Origin of the sequence: Kordiimonas laminariae (assembly GCF_023008165.1) — a bacterium.
GTDB lineage: Bacteria > Pseudomonadota > Alphaproteobacteria > Sphingomonadales > Kordiimonadaceae > Kordiimonas > Kordiimonas laminariae.
In genome coordinates, this window is sequence record NZ_JAKQZA010000007.1 from 54,484 (window position 1) to 75,306 (window position 20,823).

At 46.7% G+C, this 20,823-nt stretch carries 15 protein-coding genes; 9 read left to right on the forward strand and 6 right to left on the reverse strand.

Annotation, left to right across the window (positions count from 1 at the left end):
* Positions 1 to 14: 14 nt before the first annotated feature.
* Entirely contained in the window at positions 15 to 1,385 is a 1,371-nt protein-coding gene (locus tag MF542_RS14345; protein WP_247020657.1) for an alkaline phosphatase PhoX, read from the reverse strand.
* A 52-nt stretch (positions 1,386 to 1,437) separates the two neighbouring features.
* Entirely contained in the window at positions 1,438 to 2,721 is a 1,284-nt protein-coding gene (locus tag MF542_RS14350; RefSeq protein ID WP_247020659.1) for a DUF5690 family protein, read from the reverse strand.
* A gap of 112 nt (positions 2,722 to 2,833) precedes the next feature.
* Between MF542_RS14350 and MF542_RS14355 the strand changes: the two genes are divergently transcribed.
* Positions 2,834 to 3,754 carry a LysR substrate-binding domain-containing protein gene (locus tag MF542_RS14355; RefSeq protein WP_247020662.1) on the forward strand — a complete coding sequence of 307 codons (921 nt, stop codon included), beginning with the start codon at positions 2,834 to 2,836 and terminating at the stop codon, positions 3,752 to 3,754.
* A gap of 311 nt (positions 3,755 to 4,065) precedes the next feature.
* The gene (locus MF542_RS14360; protein WP_247020664.1) at positions 4,066 to 8,640 is read left to right on the forward strand and encodes an autotransporter domain-containing protein; all 4,575 of its coding nucleotides are present in this window, start codon (positions 4,066 to 4,068) and stop codon (positions 8,638 to 8,640) included.
* Between the two features lie 86 nt (positions 8,641 to 8,726).
* On the opposite strand, the gene speE is transcribed toward MF542_RS14360, so the two are convergent.
* Together speE and MF542_RS14370 are read right to left on the reverse strand one after the other, a co-directional pair.
* On the reverse strand, positions 8,727 to 9,590 hold the full coding sequence (gene speE / locus MF542_RS14365) for a polyamine aminopropyltransferase (RefSeq protein WP_247020666.1): 864 nt from the start codon (positions 9,588 to 9,590) through the stop codon (positions 8,727 to 8,729).
* Positions 9,580 to 10,542, reverse strand: coding sequence for an S-adenosylmethionine decarboxylase proenzyme (locus tag MF542_RS14370; protein WP_247020668.1), 963 nt, complete (start codon positions 10,540 to 10,542; stop codon positions 9,580 to 9,582). Before MF542_RS14370 ends, speE begins: the two co-directional genes overlap by 11 nt.
* A 120-nt stretch (positions 10,543 to 10,662) precedes the next feature.
* Here MF542_RS14370 and speB point away from each other — a divergent pair, with 120 nt between their 5' ends.
* A complete protein-coding gene (gene speB / locus MF542_RS14375) occupies positions 10,663 to 11,574 on the forward strand; it encodes an agmatinase (protein ID WP_247020670.1) in 912 nt (303 codons plus the stop codon).
* A gap of 12 nt (positions 11,575 to 11,586) precedes the next feature.
* Positions 11,587 to 13,500 carry a biosynthetic arginine decarboxylase gene (gene speA, locus MF542_RS14380; RefSeq protein WP_247020672.1) on the forward strand — a complete coding sequence of 638 codons (1,914 nt, stop codon included), beginning with the start codon at positions 11,587 to 11,589 and terminating at the stop codon, positions 13,498 to 13,500.
* A gap of 32 nt (positions 13,501 to 13,532) precedes the next feature.
* On the opposite strand, the gene MF542_RS14385 is transcribed toward speA, so the two are convergent.
* Positions 13,533 to 14,228: a pirin family protein gene (locus MF542_RS14385; protein WP_247020674.1), complete on the reverse strand. Its 696-nt coding sequence runs from the start codon at positions 14,226 to 14,228 to the stop codon at positions 13,533 to 13,535.
* Between the two features lie 118 nt (positions 14,229 to 14,346).
* Positions 14,347 to 15,057 (reverse strand): AraC family transcriptional regulator, encoded by a 711-nt coding sequence (locus MF542_RS14390; protein WP_247020676.1) that lies wholly within the window; start codon positions 15,055 to 15,057, stop codon positions 14,347 to 14,349.
* A 143-nt stretch (positions 15,058 to 15,200) separates the two neighbouring features.
* Between MF542_RS14390 and MF542_RS14395 the strand changes: the two genes are divergently transcribed.
* The 5 genes from MF542_RS14395 to MF542_RS14415 all read left to right on the forward strand — a co-directional run bounded on the left by MF542_RS14395 (position 15,201) and on the right by MF542_RS14415 (position 20,731).
* On the forward strand, positions 15,201 to 16,145 hold the full coding sequence (locus tag MF542_RS14395) for a dihydrodipicolinate synthase family protein (RefSeq protein WP_247020678.1): 945 nt from the start codon (positions 15,201 to 15,203) through the stop codon (positions 16,143 to 16,145).
* An 8-nt stretch (positions 16,146 to 16,153) separates the two neighbouring features.
* A complete protein-coding gene (locus MF542_RS14400; RefSeq protein WP_247020680.1) occupies positions 16,154 to 17,083 on the forward strand; it encodes a proline racemase family protein in 930 nt (309 codons plus the stop codon).
* Positions 17,080 to 18,342, forward strand: coding sequence for an NAD(P)/FAD-dependent oxidoreductase (locus MF542_RS14405; RefSeq protein ID WP_247020682.1), 1,263 nt, complete (start codon positions 17,080 to 17,082; stop codon positions 18,340 to 18,342). The genes MF542_RS14400 and MF542_RS14405 overlap by 4 nt, the downstream gene beginning before the upstream one ends.
* A gap of 44 nt (positions 18,343 to 18,386) precedes the next feature.
* Positions 18,387 to 19,823 carry an aldehyde dehydrogenase family protein gene (locus MF542_RS14410; RefSeq protein ID WP_247020684.1) on the forward strand — a complete coding sequence of 479 codons (1,437 nt, stop codon included), beginning with the start codon at positions 18,387 to 18,389 and terminating at the stop codon, positions 19,821 to 19,823.
* 164 nt (positions 19,824 to 19,987) lie between these two features.
* Positions 19,988 to 20,731: a sulfite exporter TauE/SafE family protein gene (locus MF542_RS14415; RefSeq protein WP_247020686.1), complete on the forward strand. Its 744-nt coding sequence runs from the start codon at positions 19,988 to 19,990 to the stop codon at positions 20,729 to 20,731.
* Positions 20,732 to 20,823: the final 92 nt, after the last annotated feature.

Below are 20,823 nucleotides of genomic sequence, written 5' to 3' on the forward strand. Positions count from 1 at the left end.
AAGCCCCTTCTCCATTAAGCGTTTTTAAAATCCACCCACGGCCCCGTAATTGCCAGTGTTTTTGCAGGGCTATAAACATTCACGAATAGTGTAGAACCATCAGGTGAGAAACAAGCGCCCGCAAGTTCTGTCTGAGACTGTAATTTCGCGAAATCATATAACTTACCTTCAGGGGTAACACCGCGCAGATGGTTATCCACAACAAGACTATATTGGTCTTCACACACAATCAGGTGCCCGTTTGGTGCTACAGTAAGGTTATCGCCAAAGTTAAATTCTTCAGATGTTCTGGATTCAAGGAACAACTGCAACTGCCCCGGATTATCAGCCTCACCGCTCTCGCCTTCATGTTCAGAAGGTTTATAGCGCATAATCTGTCCATAACCTTCAGCACCGCCGGAGGTGCAGCAGAAGTAAAGCTCACCATCACCCCAGTGAATACCTTCACCACGAGCGAAGGTTGCCGCGCCTTTTTCCTGCCCGCGATAACGAAGATCATCTTCCGGGCTTTCAGGATTATCCAGGTCAACCCACTCTGAAGCTTCCCAAACACCTACTGTCAGATTTTTATCATTCCAGTTATGGGTTTCCATACCCTTGGCTTTCTTGAGAACTAGCGCCTGCAGTTTTCCACCCTCTGCAAGCTTACCTTTTACCTTTGGAATAAAACGGTAAAAGAGGCTGTTGTCACGATCTTCAGTCAGGTAAACAATGCCGGTGCGAGGGTCCACCGCCGCAGCTTCATGATTGAAACGCCCCATTTCCTTAAGAGGCACAGGGTTAACTACGCCGCCTGCATCCGCCGGCACTTCAAAAACATAGCCATGATCGCGATGAGCGCCATCACCCGCATTCGTTACATCTTCTTCACAGGTCAGCCAGCTCCCCCACGGTGTTACACCACCAGAACAGTTCCTGATCGTACCTGCAAGGCTTACATATTCTCTCACACGTTCACCGCTCATCACATCATACACAATGGTGGTAGTGCCGCCTGCCATGATCTCACCATCATCATTGGTGTCATAAACTTCAACACCTTCCGGTATTGTTTCACCAAAAGCCCCCTCACCCGTGTGACCAATCTTTAATTCATGGTTTCGCACAAGTGCTACTTCTGAGCCACTGAGCGCAAAGCAACCCATACCATCAGCACGGTCAGGTACCGTCCAGCCATCACTCATCTTATCGCCAAGTTTGGAGATAACCTTGTAGCTAAAGCCTTGTGGCAGATCGAGAAGGCCATCAGGATCTTTAATAAGCGGGCCATAAGCTTGTAGTTTCTCTCTCGCAACAGATGGGCTACAGCCCGCCATACTTGCCGCAAGCCCAGCAAATGCAATTGATCCAATAGCTTTATTAAATTGTCTTCTATCCAGCTTCATCATGGCCTCTCAGGTAATTTCGTTACTACATAACAAACTTAATATGACGTTTCTATGTATGAATACGCTTACTGAAATATAAATTTGATAAAACCACCAAAATTAGACCAACAGCGGCAGTTATATAGGCAAACCCTTCCAGGAATTCGATCCAATTCAAATCAGGCGCTGCAAGGCTTTTATAGAGCATTAACCCAACACTTCCCACATAGCCCGAAGCATCAGCCAGATAGATAAGAAAACCCGCATTCCCTGGCTTTTTCACTGCTGCCATCATACGGTCAAAAAGGATACAGTTGAATGGTACATAGGCGAGGTATAATCCCAAGCTCAAAAGCACCATCCATAGCGCGCCCCCAATTATGCCTGCCTGAAAAGCATAGGTAGCGAGAGCCAAAATACCAGCGCCTACGGCAATAATCATATGATAGAGCTTTAATGCAAACTTGCTGCTTTTAATCCACATAGTCGCACCAAGCACCACAAGAACTATAAGTGTGGCTGGTGCTTCAGAAAGGGTAAACATGCTCGGCGCATCACCAAAACCAAGCGCTATCCAGATCTCAGCAGCAAAATTATCCCGGAAATCCCGGAAAGCTGTGAAAACCACATAGGCAAGCACGAGAGCTAACAGTCCTACCATATAATCTTTCAAAAATGATAATCGCTCTGCCTTATGCATTGGAGTTCGCGCTGATCGCTCCATCTCATCTTCTTCAGTTGGCTGCGGCAGTTTGGAAAGAAAGAAAACAGCAATGAATAATGGCACAAAGAACAAAGCTCCCGTTAAGGCTGGCATCCAGTATTCAGATACATTCCAATCAAGGATCAAGTATTTCCCAACTGATTTCACTACGCCAGACGACACGATAAAGCTGGTCGCCAGCCCTGCTCCCAAAATTTCACTGGTGCGTCGTCCTTCAAGGTAGGAAAATACCAGCCCCCATATCATGCCAAGCATCAAACCATTGAAAAACAAAGGAATAAGGTTCAGTGGCGTTGGCAATAATGCGAAAAGGACAAGCGCGATTTCTGCTATCCCAATCAATAACAAAATTGCAAGTGCGCGCCTTGCAGCAGTCATCTCAGAAACAACCTTAATCCCGATCCACTTGGAAGCGGCATACCCAACAAGCTGAGAGATCACCAAAGCGGTTTTAAAATCAATACCCCCTTCCCAACCGACAACATTCTCAAAGGTGCCGACGGTAAGAGGCTTCCTGAAAGCATACATACAAAAATAAGTAATAAATGCCGCGCTGGTAGCATATAGGACAAATAAAGGTGCAGGGGCTTTTTCAAGCCATCTGGTAATTTTTCCTGACGATCCGTTCATAAAACCCTGCTTCCCCGACCCTAAACTAAACACATATTACAGTATTGTTATTTTTGTTTCGGTTCCAGCATAGTTAATATTCTATTAATTTTTTAAATTGAAGGATTATACGATGCAGGTAAACCAGCGCGATCTTGAATATATTTCCGCTGTTGTACAACACCAAAGTTTCAGCCGAGCTGCACAAGCCTGTAATGTTACACAGCCCGCGCTTTCAAATCAGATAAAGCGGATAGAAACCCGCATCGGCCTCACTCTGTTCGACCGCAAGAAAACTGGTATTAGTTTAACCGATGCAGGTGGCAAGTTTATGGATGCCGCAGCCTCCGTGCTTGTTGGCATGCAGGAAATGTCTGATCTGGTGAAGCTATACAGTGATCCTCTTGCCGTGCCGATCAGGATAGGCATCTTCCCAACGGTGGCCCCTTATATGCTGCCGACCATTTGCGATGCCCTTCGCAGGGAATTTGAAGGCGTTCAACTGGTTTTCAGTGAACAAGGGCCCGCAGTTCTTCTAGATAACCTGATAGACCGTAAAGTAGACATCGCGATGATGGCCATGCCGCAACGGCGCGATGGTGTCGAAACCGTTGATTTGTACGATGAAGAACTTTACCTCACGGTTCACAAAGATCACCCTCTTGCAGGGCAAGAAAGTGTGGAAGAAAGCGAATTACCATACAGAGATATTATCCTGCTCGCGGGTGGGCACTGCCTAAAAGATAGTGCACTGGCACTTTGCAAGGACAAATCAGTAGGCTCCAACCTTCCGTCAGACCTTTCCGCCACCAGCCTTGAAACATTAGTTCAGTATGTATCAAAAGGTATGGGCTGCACACTTCTTCCTGCAATGGGCGTTGAAGAGTGTAAAAAACGGGATCTGAACTGCGCTTATATCCGCATAAATTCGGAAAGATTTATCCGAACTATTGGTTTTGCATACCGCAGCAGCTGCCCGCGCTTGAACCTAGTTCCCGGCATTATTGAAGCGCTAGGTAAATACATGCCTCCACAGGTTATTTCCCTAGTATAGGTGAAAACTGTTAAGTAATATGAACGCCAGATTAACAATACAGTTATGAATAGGTAAGAAATTTTCTAAATTACGTAAAATTTTAAACAACTCAGTTCACAGCCAATCACGAAACTATACTAGAGCATACACATGGATGTGATATACATCAATCTAAAGCACTGAAATTAAACAGCTATTTTACAAAGTAATATTTTCTATAACTAAATAGAATTAGATATTTTTTCCTCCCACCATGACCTTTGCCTCGTTCAGGAAATGCCCCCAATGCATTTTCTTACGAAGGTATAGGTTCCTCGGAAGGAAGAAAAATGAGTTATTCATTAAGTCATAATAAAAGTAGAAAGCTGATGCTGGCGGCCTCTGTCTCCACTATCGCTTTTCTTTCCACAGCTGCAGCTGCGCAAACAGAAGTGCCGAACGGCAACACCGCCACTGTTAACAGCACAGCAGACAATGAAATTATAGTTGTAACGTCGGGTAACAGCAGCACAGTCGCTGGTAACCCTGTGGTCAACATTATCAACAGCGGTGTAATTTTTAATAACAACGGAACAATCTCTACAACTGGTGTAACACAGACTGTAAATGTCGGTACCGGTGGCCTGAATGCTACTATTAACAACGCGGCTGGTGCCATTATTCAAGGCGAATCCCGTGCGGTTAACCTAACAGTTGATGGCACCACGCTAAACAATTCAGGTAGTATTCTGGGTACAGGTGATCAGCGTAACGGTACAATTTATGCCAACCGCACAGCTGACAACTATACTATCAACAACAATGCTGGTGGCCTGATTGATGCAGGCTCAGGCAATAATGGCGCGGGTGTTGCTCTGGAACTAGACGGTTCCGTTAACGCAACAATCAATAATGCTGGTACTATCCAAGGTCGCGGGCAAGATGCTGCCCCGGCTAACACAGCTGGTGATGGTCTTCGTTTCCAGGGTCCTGGCCTTGCTCCAATTTATCTATTCACAGGTACAATCAACAACTCAGGTACAATTAGTTCTGAAGGCGCTTCTGGCCCAGTTGCTGGCGTACGCTTCAATAACGCTATTGCCTTCCAAGGCACTTTCGAGAACAGCGGCACTATTTCCGGTGTGAACAACGGTGTTTATTTTGGTGATAGCGAACACACAGGCGGTACACTAACAAACACGGGTACAATTTCGTCTGGTAGCCGTGCGCTAAACATTGATGGTTCTGATCTAACGATCAACAACTCAGGCAATATCATAGGCACAGGTAACCAGCGTAATGGTACTGTATATGCTGATGGCACAGCACAAAACTTCACACTGAACAACCAAACAGGTGGCACAATAGACGCTGGCGAAGGCAACGAGGGTGCAGGCTTCTCAGTTGAACTATCCGCTGAGGGTAATGACTTCACCATTACAAACGCAGGTACAATCCAAGGTCGCGGTCAGGCAAGCGCGGGCGCAGCAACTGCAGGTGATGGCCTTCGTTTTGAACGTACACGTGTTGACGGTGCGCTAGACGGTTCAACAACAGGCTTGTTCACTGGTACAATCACCAACTCTGGCACGATTGATAGCGAAGCAACTGCCGGCACAACAGCTGGTATCCGCTTCGTGAATGGCGTGAGCTTCCAAGGTACGCTTACCAATGAAGCAGACGGTGTTATCTCTGGCGTGAACAATGGCCTTTACTTTGGTAACCCAGTTCCTGCTGGTGGTGCAGATCACACAGGTGGCGTTGTAAACAATGCTGGTACAATCTCATCCGATAGCCGTGCCCTGAACATCGATGGTTCTGGCCTCGTAGTTAATAACTCTGGCGATATCGTAGGTACAGGCAACCAACGTAACGGTACTGTATACAGTGACATTACTGCCCAGAATTTCGCCCTAAACAACAGCGGTACAATCGATGCTGGCGAAGGCAATGAAGGTGCAGGCTTCTCTGCACAGTTATCTGCTGATGGCAGCAACTTTGTGATCGATAACTCAGGCACTATTCAAGGCCGCGGTCAGGCGAGCGCAGGCGCAGCAACTGCAGGTGATGGTATCAGGCTCGAACGCACCCGTGTTGACGGTGCATTCGACGGCTCCACAACGGGTACATTCACTGGTGTTATCTCGAACTCAGGCACAATCAACAGTGAAGCAACTGCTGGCACAACAGGCGGCTTCAGAGCGGTGAATGGTGTTAACTTCCAAGGCGCGCTTGTAAACGAAGAAGGCGGCACAATCTCTGGCGTTAATAACGGTGTATATTTCGGCACAGGTAACCACGATGGTGGTTTGGTTGACGGCGTAGATTTCGGTGGTGGCCTTACCAACCGAGGCACGATCTCATCTGACAGCCGCGCTCTGAACATTGACGGCACAAATCTTTCAGTCGTTAACTCAGGCAACATCCTTGGTACTGGCAACCAGCGTAACGGTACTGTGTATGCTGACATCACTGCTCAGGATTTCAACCTGAACAACAGCGGCACAATTGATGCTGGCGCAGGCAATGAAGGTGCAGGTTTCTCTGCGCAACTTTCTGCAGATGGGAACGATTTCACCATCACAAACTCAGGCACAATCCAAGGCCGCGGTCAGGCAAGCGCAGGAGTAGCAACAGCTGGTGACGGCATCCGTTTTGAACGCACACGTATTGACGGTGCGCTGGACGGTTCAACAACAGGCCTATTCACTGGTACAATCACCAACTCTGGCCTGATCAACAGCGAAGCTACCGAAGGCACAACAGCTGGTATCCGTTTCGTGAACGGTGTGAGCTTCCAAGGTACACTTACCAACGAAGCTGGCGGCACAATCTCTGGTGTGAACAATGGCCTATACTTTGGTAATCCAGTTCCAGCTGGTGGTGCTGATCACACAGGCGGTGTTGTAAACAACGCTGGTACGATCTCATCAGATAGCCGCGCGCTTAACATCGACGGTACAGGCCTTGTTGTTAATAACTCTGGTTCCATTCTCGGTACTGGTGACCAGCGTAATGGTACTGTTTACTTTGACGGCACTGCAAACAACATCACCCTGAATAACACTGGTACTATTGACGCAGGCGCTGGCAACAACGGTTCTGGTGTATCCATTCAGGCACTAGCTGGCACTCGCACGCACACAATCACTAACTCCGGCACAATTCAGGGCCGTGGTGATGCTCTGGCATCTGGTGCTTCTGCTGGTATCCGTGCCTTCTACCCACCAAACATGATGCGCCCTGAGGTGGACCTAACAATTGATAACTCAGGCACAGTTGCTTCTGAAACCTCAGCAGGTATCTTGCTTGAAAATATCACGTTCACGGGTTCTATTACCAACTCAGGTACCATCAGCGGTGCAACAGCAGCGATTGATACACGTACATCTCTAGGTAATGTAATCATCAACCAAACTGGTGGTGCACTGAACGGTGACGTTTTAACAGGTAGCGGTAACGATGTTCTGAACATCACGGGCGGCGCGATCAACGGTAACATTGATCTGGGCACTGGTGATAATCAGGTAAACATCAATGCAGAGAACCTTGTTGTTGATGCGGCACGCACTATCAACAGCGATGTTGCAGTAAATGGTGGCCTGAATTTCACACAGGACGGTACGCTGGCGGTAACTGGTGATGTGGCTCTTGGAGCTAACAGCACAATTGCGCAAGATATCGCTGATGTAACCCAAGTGAACTTTGGCACAACACAGACACTGCTTACAGCAACAGGTGATCTAACAGGTTCGGTAAACTTCACCGGGGATAACAGTTTCCTTGTTGATTTTGCCTTGGCAACGACAGGTAACAGCATCACGCTTACACCAACAGTTGCTAACCTAAGCAACGTATCTTCAGATGCAAACATCAACGGCTTCGCTTCTGCTTTCACTGGTGCGCTTACATCAGGCTCAGGCGATGCCGCTTTTGGTACAGTCGCAAACGCTGTAAACGGCTTTACAAGCAACGATCAGTTTACTGGTGCAGCTGAAAGCCTTCTACCAACACTGAATACTGGTATCGTTCGTGAGGTGTATGAAACCCAAAACCAGGTTCTATCTCTGATCGAAGATCGTTTCTCCGGTTTCGGTGAAAGCGCAGGCTTTGGTCTGTGGGGTCAGGCATTTGGCCGTACAGCTGATCAAGACGGCGAAAACAATCTTTCCCAAACTGGCTATGATGCTGATGCATATGGTTTTGTGATTGGTCTTGATACACCGATTAGTGATGATGTTCGAGCTGGTGTAGCTTTCTCATACTCAGATATTGATATCGATGAGGTAGGCGGCGCTGGTGAAGTAACTGGCATCGACAGCTACAGCATCAACGCTTACGCTGGTTTTGATGACGGCACATCCTTCCTGAACAGCTCACTTTCTTATGTGTTTGGTAATGCGGACAGCGCACGCCTCAGCACACTTGATGAAACTATCCGTGGTGAGTTTGATGTGAACGAATTCTCCGCAAAGGTTGTTGGTGGTATCAAAACTGATTTCTCAGGCATTGAGGTAACACCATTTGCAAGCCTTCAGTACGCATCTGTTGATCAAGATGATTATCAGGAAACTGGCGGCCTTGGCCTTAATATTGAAGCAGATAGTGTAAGCTACTTCGAAGGTGGTGTGGGCGTGAAATTCGCTGCTCCGACTGACTTCGGCAGCTACAAGCTCCTGCCTCAACTTTCTGTTGGATATTACTACGACTTTGCTGGTGATGAGCGCACATTGGGTGCTTCTTTCGCTGGCTCCAACAACTTCAACCTGATTGGTGCTGACCCTAGCCAATCAAGTTTTGAAGTGGATGCTTCTGTTGCGCTGCTCGCCGAGCGCGGCACTACAATTTCCCTCGGCTACGATGGGGAGTTCCGGTCTGGCTTTGATAGTCACGCAGCCACAATCCGGGCACGCTTCCGTTTCTAAAACGCAGCGCTACTTGTTCTACAGAAGCTAAAAAAAGGGCTACAGATTCGTCTGTAGCCCTGCTTTATTTTATATGGCGCAAAAATCTACTTACCGTTTTTGATAAGCCCATCAAGGCCTTTCACGGCAAAGCTCGGGATAGCAAATGCACCTGTATGAAGTGGGACATTATAATAATCAAATTCAAGGCCAGAAGCTGCCACACGGCTCGCATCAAAATCTTTGATCGGATCATATTTCTTCGATGCAAACGTAAAGCTCCACATCCCGCCCGGGTATGTGAGGTTTGAGAAGTTATAAAGCCATACATTTTCAAACACACCGTTCAGCACTTTGAGGAGTGACTGCTGCACATCAAGGGCATACCAGCTGTTTTCACCTTGCGAAACAACGATACCATCATCAGAAAGGCAGTTCATAACATCGGTATAAAACTCAGCACCAAAAAGCGGCGCAGCTGGACCAATCGGGTCTGTTGAATCGACAAGGATCACATCAAACTTTTCTGATGCTTCCTTCACATATTTCACACCGTCCCCGATGATAAGTTCTATGCGTGGGTCATCAAGCGCAGAAGATGTTTGCGGGATATGCTCTTTGCAGGCATTAACCACCATCGCATCAATTTCTACCATCACGCATTTTTCAACGCCTTTATGGCGGATCACTTCACGGGCAGTACCACCATCACCACCACCGATTACCAAAACCTTCTTCGGGTTTGGGTGCGTGAAAAGCGGCACGTGCGCAATCATATCATGGTAGGCGATTTCATCTTTTTCCGTCACCATAATCAGGCCGTCGTTCAAGAGCATTTTACCGTGCCCCTTGGTTTCCACCACATCCACGCTCTGGAACTCACTTTTGCCTGAGAACAGCACTTTTTCAACCTTCAGGCGCAGGCCTAGGAAGTCTTCAAATTTTTCTTCAATCCATAGATCAGAGTACATAATCTTCTCCTTGGGCAAAAACCTTGGTTGGTTCAGTAAATTTTGTTTGTGGGCGCAGGAAGCTTGCGAATTTCACATCATAGCCAGATGGCATTTTATAGCTCACCAGCTCCTTGCTTACATATTCTTCAGGGATCATTTCACTGATGCGGTCAGCAAAATCAAAATCATTATACGTCATCAAATCAAACGACGCCGGGCGCAGAACCTTCAGGATACGCGGCGCATGTTCGATAAGGTCTACACTGCTTTCAAAGCTCACATAGCTGCTGTTCGCCTGCGGTGTAATATGAATGGTCAGGTAATCATCCCCTTTGATAGCATTCAGTGAGTAACCAAATGGTTCGAAGAGAAAATCATCCACCTGAAAGCCCGGGATAATCTCGTCGAGCTCAAGGAATTCAAACACATCGGCGCACGAAAGGGATGGGTCTGTCAACTTCGTGGAAGCTTCACGGCCAATCTGGTACACGAGCAATTCGTATGTGCGGTCGCTATCCTGCGAACGGAAATCATTATCCACACTGAAAAGATACCCATGATGGCTATCAAGCTCTCCGAAACGGAAAGTTGAACCCGGCACATATTCATTAAGCAGCGCCACATCGTCAAGAACATTGCTATGCTGTTTGTGGCTAAAATATTCATTCTTGCGCTGGTAAATCACCTGCTCCACTGCATCTGTTCCAAACTTTTGCAGGAAATATTCCACAGCCTTCACAAGACGCGTTGTTCCACACGTAAGAATAAGCAGTCTGTCTGACCAAACAAACAAACTAGATTCTGATAAGAGAAACGCCTTACAGCGATCATTCGTTGTGCTGGAAAGTATCTGTGCATGGCATTTTTCCACCATATCTGCCCAGAAATCATTATAAGTATCATCAAGCAGATTGATCTTGTTACTGCTTAAGATAATTTCAGCTTTTTTTTCTGATCCTTCAAAGAACAATGCCTAGCTCCACAAAGAAATAGTCCTCGGTAAAATTGGGGGGATGACATACCCTAACTTTTTAAGGTATGCGAGCAAGAAAATGATACTGTCAGTATTCTTCTGCTGAGGAAAGTAAAAATGAGCGAAAAGATTTGCGACATCACTGTCGCACTGAACACACCAGATGATCTTTATTACTGTGCCGAAGAAGGTAGTGGCCTATACCGAAACAGCACGCACTTGATCGGCTTCGGATTTGATGGAACTGCTTGTTTTCGCAAGGGAACCCGCTTTGGCCCCGATGCTCTCAGGTACGTATCAGACGGTATTGAAAGCTTTTCACCCTACCAGAACGGCTGCACGGAAGACCGCAAGTTTTATGATCTAGGTAATCTGAAGCTTGATGCCTCAACAGGTATTGAAGAACAGTGGAAATCAGCATCCAGTGATTTCGAAACTATCTTCAAAGATATTGATCTGGCTGGTGACAAAGTGCGAATCCTAACGATTGGCGGTGAACACAGCATTTCATACGCTCCTATCAAGCGGCATTTAGAAGCATACCCTGATATGGTACTATTGCATCTTGATGCTCATGCTGACCTACGGGATGGCTATGAAGGCTATCACTATAGCCACGCATCCATCATTCGCCGCTCGCTTGATCATTTCACAGATCAGAACGAACTTATTCAGTACGGTATCCGCTCCGGCACTCGCGAAGAATATGATTATATGCGTGAGCATAAAACCATCGCCACCAGCCGTGACGAGTTTCTCGAACGAGTGAAAGCTATTCCTGCTGAACGCCCAATTTACCTGACCCTTGATCTGGATTATTTTGATCCGGGCATTTTCCCGGGCACAGGCACGCCAGAACCGGGTGGTGAGGATTTCCACTCGTTTATCAGTCTTATGAAAATTCTCCGCGAGAAAAACCTTGTGGGTGCAGACGTAGTTGAACTATCACCGCCCATCGACAGCACTGGCAACAGCGAAGTATTTGCTGCAAAAGTGGTACGTGAACTTATTCTTGTTCTTGATAAGTAAGGATTATCTGAATTGGAAAACTGGACTATTGAACAATCTGAAGACATCTACCGTGTAAGCCGGTGGGGTGGCACATTCTTTGATATTGGCGAAAACGGCAATATGCATGTTTTACCCGTTGAAACAGATCACAGCGTTCGTATTGATATGCGTGCTGTGCTTGATGAGATTGTTCAGGAAGGTATCCAATTTCCCGTAGTACTCAGGTTCCATGATATTCTCCGCAGTCAGGTGGAACGCTTGAACCGCACCTTTGGTGAAGTAATCGCAGAAGCAGAATACGGCGCACCCTACCGCGGTGTTTACCCAATAAAAGTGAACCAAATGCGTGAAGTGGTGGATGAAATCACCCGTGCTGGTGCGCCTTTCCATTTTGGCCTGGAGGCTGGTTCAAAAGCCGAGCTTCTTTCTGTTCTAGCTTACCAAACCAGCTCTGAAGCACTTACCATTTGTAACGGCTATAAAGATGAAGAGTTCCTGCGCCTTGCCCTGCTTGGTAATAAACTTCGCCGTAACACAGTGGTGGTTATTGAGAAGTTTTCTGAAATCAAGCCGCTTCTGGATCTCGCAACTGAGATGAAAGTGAAGCCGATTATCGGCCTTCGCACTAAGATGCGCGTTACAGGCCGAGGCAAATGGGAAAGCTCTAGCGGAGAACGCGCTAAATTTGGCCTCAGTATTTCTGAAATCCTGAATGCCGTTGAGCTTATCGAAGCTGAGGGATACTTAGACAGCATTTCCCTGCTCCATTTCCATATCGGTAGCCAGCTCACTGATATTCGCTCAGTACAGGATGCTATAGACGAAGCTGCACGCATTTATGCCAAGCTCTATAAACTTGGTGTACCGCTCAAATATCTGGATGTAGGTGGCGGCCTCGGCATTGATTATGACGGCACCCGTTCAACCAGCGAAAGCTCTCGCAATTATTCCCTACAGGAATATGTAGAATCTGTGGTGTATGGCACCAAGCAGGTATGTGACCTTGAAGGAGCACCACACCCAACGCTGGTTAGCGAAAGCGGCCGCGCCATCACCGCACATCATAGCTGCGTTGTAACCAAAGTGATCGGTGAGATTAAAAACGATACTGGCCTTGTGCCAACTGCAGCTGTTGAAGATGAACATATTCTTGTAACCAACATGCGTGATCTGGTTGAAAATCTGCATGACCTTCAAAACTATCAGGCTGCTCATAACGAAGCTCAGAAAATCAAGGAAGATGCGGAAGCTGGTTTCAAACTGGGTGTGATCGGCCTTAAGGAACTTGGTCGCATTGAAACCATGTATTGGACTGTAATGCGCCGGGTGGAAGGTAACCTGGATACCCACGACAGTATGGCAGAAGAAAGCACCAGCCTTACTGAGCGCCTCTCTAGCCAATATCTCTGCAACTTCTCCGTCTTCCAATCTGCAGCTGATAGCTGGGCGATTGATCAGGTACTCCCAGTTGTGCCCATCAGCCGTTTGAATGAAGAACCGACAAAAAACTGCTCGCTCGTGGACATCACCTGTGACAGCGACGGTAAAATCGCACAGTTCATAGGCGATACTGTTACCAACAGCACCCTGCCTCTTCACGCGCTTAACGAAGAAGAACCATATTATATTGGCTTATTCCTGACTGGGGCCTATCAAGATGTGATGGGCGATATGCATAATCTCTTTGGTCGCCTGAATGAGGTACATGTTTCCTGCGATGATGATGATCCGAACGATTTTTATATCGAGGAAGTGGTAACTGGTTCCACGGCAGCTCAGGTACTGAAGATCATGCAGTATAACCCGGGTGCTATGGCTGACCGCGTGAAAGATGCCATTGATCAGGAAATCGCAGCAGGCACAATTAAATCCAGGCAAGGCGTGAAACTCACAGACTTTTATGAGAATTGCCTTAAGGGTTATACCTACCTTAAAACGAAATAGCAGAAGCCCCGTACAATACGGGGCTTTTTCATTTACATTGCCATATCAAACAGCAGTGCTTCACTGTCTTTAAGGGCTTTAAAACTAACTTCATCTTCGAAAGCCATCGCTACGGCATCACCCGCGAAAAGGACTTCGCCATTTACCTCGGCTTCACCGGAAACCATTTGTAGCCAGAGCTTTCTATTATCTTCAGGAGCATAGGAAACTGTATCACCAGCATCAACCAACGTTGAATACATTGAGATATCTTGGTGAATAGTCACAGAACCATGCCGCCCATCCTCACTACCAACCAGTTTCCAGGCGCCTTGCTTTTCCGACGCTGAAAACTGTTTTTGCTCATAGGATGGTTCAAGGCCCTTTGTGCCCGGCAATATCCATATTTGATAGAGATGAACTTCTTCATCACCTGCAAACTCGCTATGGCGAATACCCGTACCTGCTGTCATGCGCTGCACATCACCAGCTTTAATCACCGAGCCATTACCTAGTGTATCTTTGTGTTTCAAACCACCACGCACCACGTAGGAAACAATCTCCATCTCCTGATGAGGATGAGTTGGAAACCCCATATTCGGGGCAATAATATCATCATTAATCACACGTAGGGAACCAAACCCCATAAACTGTGGGTCATAATAATCACCAAAGGAAAAACTGTGATGGCTCTTAAGCCAGCCATGATCAAAATAACCACGATCCTCGCTTCTTCTCACTGTCAGCATTTCGCATCTCCTTATTCTTAAACATGTTGAAGAAATAGGCGTTAGAGGACTAGGCACAAGCAGCGATAACTGACACTTAGCGTTCCAGAAAATGCAACATTAGATACTTTAAAGGTGCTTAGTATTTTCCAGTTTTCCTGAAAGCAAGCGGAGAGAAACCGGTTGCTCGATAAAACTGCCGGCTAAATGCGCTCTGGTCTGCATAGCCAACATTATTCGCGATTTCCGCAATGGGAAGTTTTGTTGTAAGCAACTGTTTTCGAGCCAGGTCCAATCTCAACTTAAGTATCCATTGCCCCGTGGAAAGACCAAAGATATCACGGATACGACGATCGAGCTGATAAGGAGAAAAACCAGCTCTTTCCGACAAACTTTTCACGTCCGGTGGTAAGTATAGATGATTTTCCGTATACTCAATAACTGATTGCAATTGGGCATAATCTGCATGATTTTCATCAGGAGCACGCAAATCCTGTGAAACCCCAGCGAGCCCTAACAGGATACCCTCATCATCATAAACTGCATACTTGTTAGTCATACACCATCCGAGAGAACGATCCGGATAAGTATGAAGTTCCAGCTGGTTTACGATGGGTTGGCCGCTAGATAAAACCTTCAGGTCTTGCTTTTCATAATCAGCACCAAGCGAACGTCCCTGCACCTCTGACGGTTTTTTTCCTATCAGTTCGCTCTTTCTGCGGAGGCCACATCTTTTAACAAGAGTTTCATTCACCACAGCATATTGTCCAGCTGTGTTTTTGATGAAAAACACAGTATCTGGCAAACAATCAAATAATTCCTCTGTCGGGCAATAACGCTTGTCAACCATACACAAAACCTATTTTCTGGTGGTTTAAGAAATTCATTTTATGCAAAAAATCAAGTTTATATCAAGATAATTGCCAAGACGTAAAAGAACCCCGATGATATTATCAATACTGCAATAACACGGTAGTCAAGAGGACGTTTACTATGACAAACAACAGTATTTTTTCTGGCTGTATGCCGGCGTTGATGACACCCTGCGACAATAGCGGAACGCCCGATTTCGCTGCTTTGGCGCAGAAGGGTCGTGAGCAGATCGACGCTGGCATGAGTGCTGTTGTTTACTGCGGATCGATGGGGGATTGGCCGCTTCTCACTGATGAAGAGCGAATGCAAGGGGTGGAAGCCCTTTGTGAAGCAGGTGTACCGGTTATTGTAGGCACTGGCGCCCAAAACACTAAACGTGCGGCAGCCCTAGCCGCACACGGGGCTGACGTTGGCGCCGCGGGCCTAATGGTTATCCCTCGGGTTCTTTCCCGAGGGATTTCTCCCACCGCACAGTATCATCATTTCTCGGCTGTACTAAAGGCAGCACCTGAACTTCCTGCTGTTATTTATAACAGCCCTTATTATGGCTATGAAACCAAAGCGGACCTCTTCTTTAAACTAAGAGAAGAAAATTCAAACCTTGTTGGCTTCAAGGAATTTGGCGGTGCTCAATCCCTTACTTATGCAGCAGAAAACATCACTTCAGGTGATGACAATCTCATTCTCATGGTAGGTGTAGATACTCAGGCATTCCACGGGTTTGTAAACTGTGGCGCAGGTGGCGCGATTACCGGTGTTGGTAACGCTCTGCCAACGGAAGTCTTGCGTCTTGTTGAGCTTTGTCAGCGGGCAGCGAAGGGCGATGCAGAAGCGCGCCGCCTTGCCTACGAACTCGATTCTGCCTTGCAGGTATTAGCTACCTTTGATGAAGGCCCTGATCTGGTTCTCTACTACAAACATTTGATGGTGCTGGAAGGCAACCCTGAATATACGCACCAATTAAATGATTTTGACCAGCTTTCCAGTTCTCAAAAAGCTTTTATCGAACAAGCATGGCAACAGTTCAGAAACTGGTGGGATAGCTGGCCAGGCAAGGTAGGGTAATACCTTAAATGCGAGTTATAGATTCACATACCGGGGGTGAGCCCACCCGCGTTATTATTGAAGGTGGCCCAGATTTGGGCCACAACTCTATGGCAGAACGCCGCAAATTATTCGCACGCAAATTTGATAATTTCCGTACGAAGTCCATCCGTGAACCGCGAAGTTCGGACGCGGCGGTTGGTGCCCTTTTGTGCGAACCGGTCGATCCAAAGAATACTGCAGGTGTGATTTTCTTCAATACTGCAGGGTTTCTTGGAATGTGTGGTCATGGCACTATTGGCCTGATCAACACACTGGCATATCTGGGGAAAATTAGTGAAGGCATTCATTATATAGAGACGCCAGTTGGCGTCGTGCAAGCTGAGCTTCTCTCTGATAACAAAGTGCGCATCGAAAATGTTGCCAGCTACCGGTTCAGGAAAAATGTAACTGTCCATGTGCCTGAAATAGGTGACGTAACGGGAGATATTGCCTGGGGAGGCAACTGGTTCTTTCTGGTACAGGATAGCCCTGTAGAGCTGATCACCGATAACATCATTGATCTTACTTACAAATCGCTCTGTGTCCGCCGTGCATTAGCTGCTAATAACATTACTGGCAAAAACGGTGCGGAAATTGATCATATTGAGTTTTTTGGCCCCTCAAAACTTAACGGTGTTAACAGCAAGAACTTTGTTATGTGCCCTGGGGGCGCTTATGACAGATCTCCATGCGGCACAGGCACCAGCGCCAAGGTGGCCTGCCTTGCTGATGATGGTAAATTAAATGAAGGCGAAAGCTGGCTACAGGAAAGTATTGTAGGCAGTGTATTTGAGGCCTCATATAGAAAAAACAGTGCTGGCGAGATCATCCCTTCCATTACTGGCAGTGCCTATATCTGCGGTGAAGCAAGATTAATTTTTGATGAGAACGATCCATTCCGCTTGGGAATGCCATGACACAAGAACTATCAGATAGACCTACCATCATAATCGGGGCTGGTATCATTGGCCTCGCTTGTGCACATTATCTATCTGCCGAAGGCCATAAAGTTCTTGTGCTTGATAGCGGCACTATTGCTTCTGGTTGTTCAGCTGGCAACTGTGGCCATATTATCCCCAGCCACATCCTGCCACTTAACTCACCGGAAGCCTTAAAAACTGGCCTGCTATCACTTGTTAACAGCAAATCTCCCTTCAGGATAAAACCACAGCTAAAACCATCTTTCTTAAACTGGATGTTTCAGTTCGCCATAAACTGCAAAACTGATAAAATGCTGGATACAGCAAGCCATTTAAAGGCTATTTTAGACGCCGCTTTTGCTGAATATGAACAACTAATCGCAGCTAAAGTTTTTGACTGCAACTGGCATAAATCCGGCTTAATGTATGCTTTTAAAAATCAAAAAGCTCTGGATGGTTTTGCCAAAACAGATGACCTTCTCAACAAGAATTTTGGGCTTAAAGCCGAAAGGTACGAGGGAAATAATTTAAAGCAATATGACCCTGCTTTAAAAGAAGACCTCGCAGGAGGCTTTTTCTATAAAGACGATGCCTTGCTGGAGCCAGAAAACCTAACATTATCCTGGGCACAACACCTCAAAAAGCGTGGTGTTTCCTTTATTGAGAATTGCGAGGTTTTAGGGATTGAACTCAATGGCAGGGTTGCAAGCAGACTAAAAACTTCCTCGGGCGTTCTTGATGTCGGGCAACTTGTTATCGCATCAGGAGCGTTATCAAATAGTTTCGCGCGTGATCTCAAATGCTCGATCCCAGTTCTACCGGGCAAAGGGTATTCCATAACCTTACCAAAACCTGAAGTATCCCCAAGAACATCATTGATCATACCAGAAAAGAATGTGGCTATAACGCCCTTTAAGAATGAATTACGGATAGGTTCCATGATGGAATTTGTAGGCTTTGACCGCACCGTGCCTGCTCACAGAATAGAACAACTACGCACAAGTGTTGATGATTACCTGCTGTCAGATATTTCTAGCCTTGAAGAAAAACAATGGTACGGATGGCGTCCCATGACATGGGATAGCTTACCGATGATTGGACGATTACCGGGTTTAGAAAACACATGCATCGCAACGGGTCACGGTATGATGGGGGTAATGCTTGCCCCTGCAACAGGCCGACTAATTGCTGAAATTATGACCGAGAAAGAACGCTACATCCCAGAAGCACCTTATTGCCCTGCTCGCTTTGGATAAGCAGCTTCTGAGTGACATCTAGATATTTGAACGGAGATAAAACCATGTCGATTTTTAAAAACTATATCAACGGTGAATGGGTAGCCGCTGACAATGCTATCTCAAACATCAACCCATCAAATACAAATGACATTGTTGGTGAATATGCACGTGCTGGCCAATCGCAGACACTTGATGCAATTGCTGCAGCAGAGGACGCCAGCAAGACATGGCGTTACAGCAATATTCAGGCACGTTTCGATGCACTTGATTTCATCGGTTCTGAAATCCTTGCCCGTAAAGCTGAACTTGGTGAACTTCTTGCTCGGGAAGAAGGCAAAACTCTTCCAGAAGCGATTGGCGAAGTAGCTCGTGCGGGGCAGATATTCAAGTTTTTCGCGGGCGAAACGCTTCGTATCCAAGGTGATATGCTGGCCTCTGTCCGCCCGGGTGTTACTGTTGATGTAACCCGCGAGGCCGTTGGTGTTGTGGGTATTATCACTCCGTGGAACTTCCCAATTGCAATCCCAGCATGGAAAATTGCACCCGCGCTCGCATACGGCAACACAGTGGTTATCAAGCCTGCTGAGCTCGTACCTGGCAGCACATGGGCACTTACAGAAATTATTTCTCGCGCAGGCCTGCCTAACGGTGTTTTCAACATGGTAATGGGTGCTGGTCGCGAAGTAGGCCAAACACTTCTGGATGACCCGCGTGTAAATGCGGTTTCTTTCACTGGCTCAGTTGGTACAGGCTCTCGCGTTGCAGCTGCATGTAGCGCACGAAACGCAAAGTATCAGCTTGAAATGGGAGGTAAAAACCCTCTTATTGTGCTGAATGACGCTGATATTGACAACGCACTTGGATGTGCACTCAACGGCGCCTTCTTCTCCACAGGTCAGCGCTGTACCGCCTCTTCACGACTGATCGTTGAAGCATCCGTTTATGATGAATTCACAGAAAAGCTTCATGCGCAAGTAGCTGGCCTTAAAGTAGGTGATGCACTGGCGGAAGGCACCCAAATTGGCCCAGTTGTTGATCAGCGTCAACTTGACCAGAACCAGAAATATGTAGATATCGGAAAACAGGAAGGCGCAAACCTTCTTTGTGGTGGTGAACTGCTTGAAAGAGAAACACCGGGCTTCTATATGGCGCCGGCTCTCTTTGCAGATACAAACAATGATATGCGGATTAACCGCGAAGAAATCTTCGGCCCAGTCGCGACAGTACTAAAAGCAAACAATCTAGATGAAGCAATATCCCTCGCAAACGATACCGACTTCGGTCTATCTGCAGGTATTTGCACCACATCCTTAAAATCGTCGAACCATTTCAAGCAAATGAGCCGCGCCGGCATGGTGATGGTGAACCTGCCAACAGCTGGTGTTGATTACCATGTTCCATTTGGCGGCACTAAAGGTTCAAGCTATGGTTCCAGAGAACAAGGCCGCTATGCCGCAGAGTTTTACACAACTGTAAAAACTGCTTACTCGCTTGCTTAGGCACAAGCCTATAAGCACTATCAGGCCTCCGTTAGCTCCTCGGAGGCCTGTATTATTGGTAGCGCTACCAATCACGCTTTTATCACACATTACGTTTCATAATTTGCAACACTTCCACACTAAATAACGTGTATGGTGGCCTCGTAAATTTTGGAGCATGTTGCGTGGAAACTGATACTACATTCTATCTGGTAGCTGCCATTGCCGTTATTTTTACCGGTATATCAAAAGGTGGGTTTGGTGGTGTTGCACTGTTAGCGGTGCCCCTATTAGCGCTTGTAATGCCTGCAACTACCGCTGCGGCTGTTATGCTCCCTCTTCTTCTCGCTATGGATGCTTTAGGTATCTGGGAATATCGACGCGAGGCTGACTGGAGCCATCTGAAATTACTATTACCCGGCGCCATTGTTGGTATCATAGTTGGTACCCTCACTGCTTCTTTTGTAAATGATCAGATCATCCAGTTTATTGTTGGCGTCATAGCAGTTGTGTTCGTGCTCTACCGCTGGTGGCCCAAGCAAAAGAATACTGATGGTTCCGATGCTCCAACACCTTTAGGGATTTTTTGGGGTAGCATCGCTGGTTATACCAGTTTTATTGCTCACGCAGGCTCTCCGCCATTTCACGTATATATCCTCCCGAAACAGCTATCGCCCCGTATGCTTACAGCTACAGCAGTTTGGTTTTTCGCAATTGTAAACTTGGTAAAACTGCCTGCATATTTTCTAGCATCGCAAATAAGTATCGAAACTCTGGTTATATCAGCATCGCTTTTACCATTAGTGCCAATAGGTTTTTTCCTTGGGGTGTGGATGAACAAACGTGTTCCTGAGGCAATATTTTACAGAATTATCTATGCCGCTGCCTTCGTTATAGGCCTGAAACTTATGGCTTCCTCAATCACATAATTTTTAAAAAGCATATTTTAGTGAATGGTTTAGCCTTCTCTTACGTACAAACTAATAGAGAATAACGGCAGCGCTTCTAAAAGCGCGCTTCT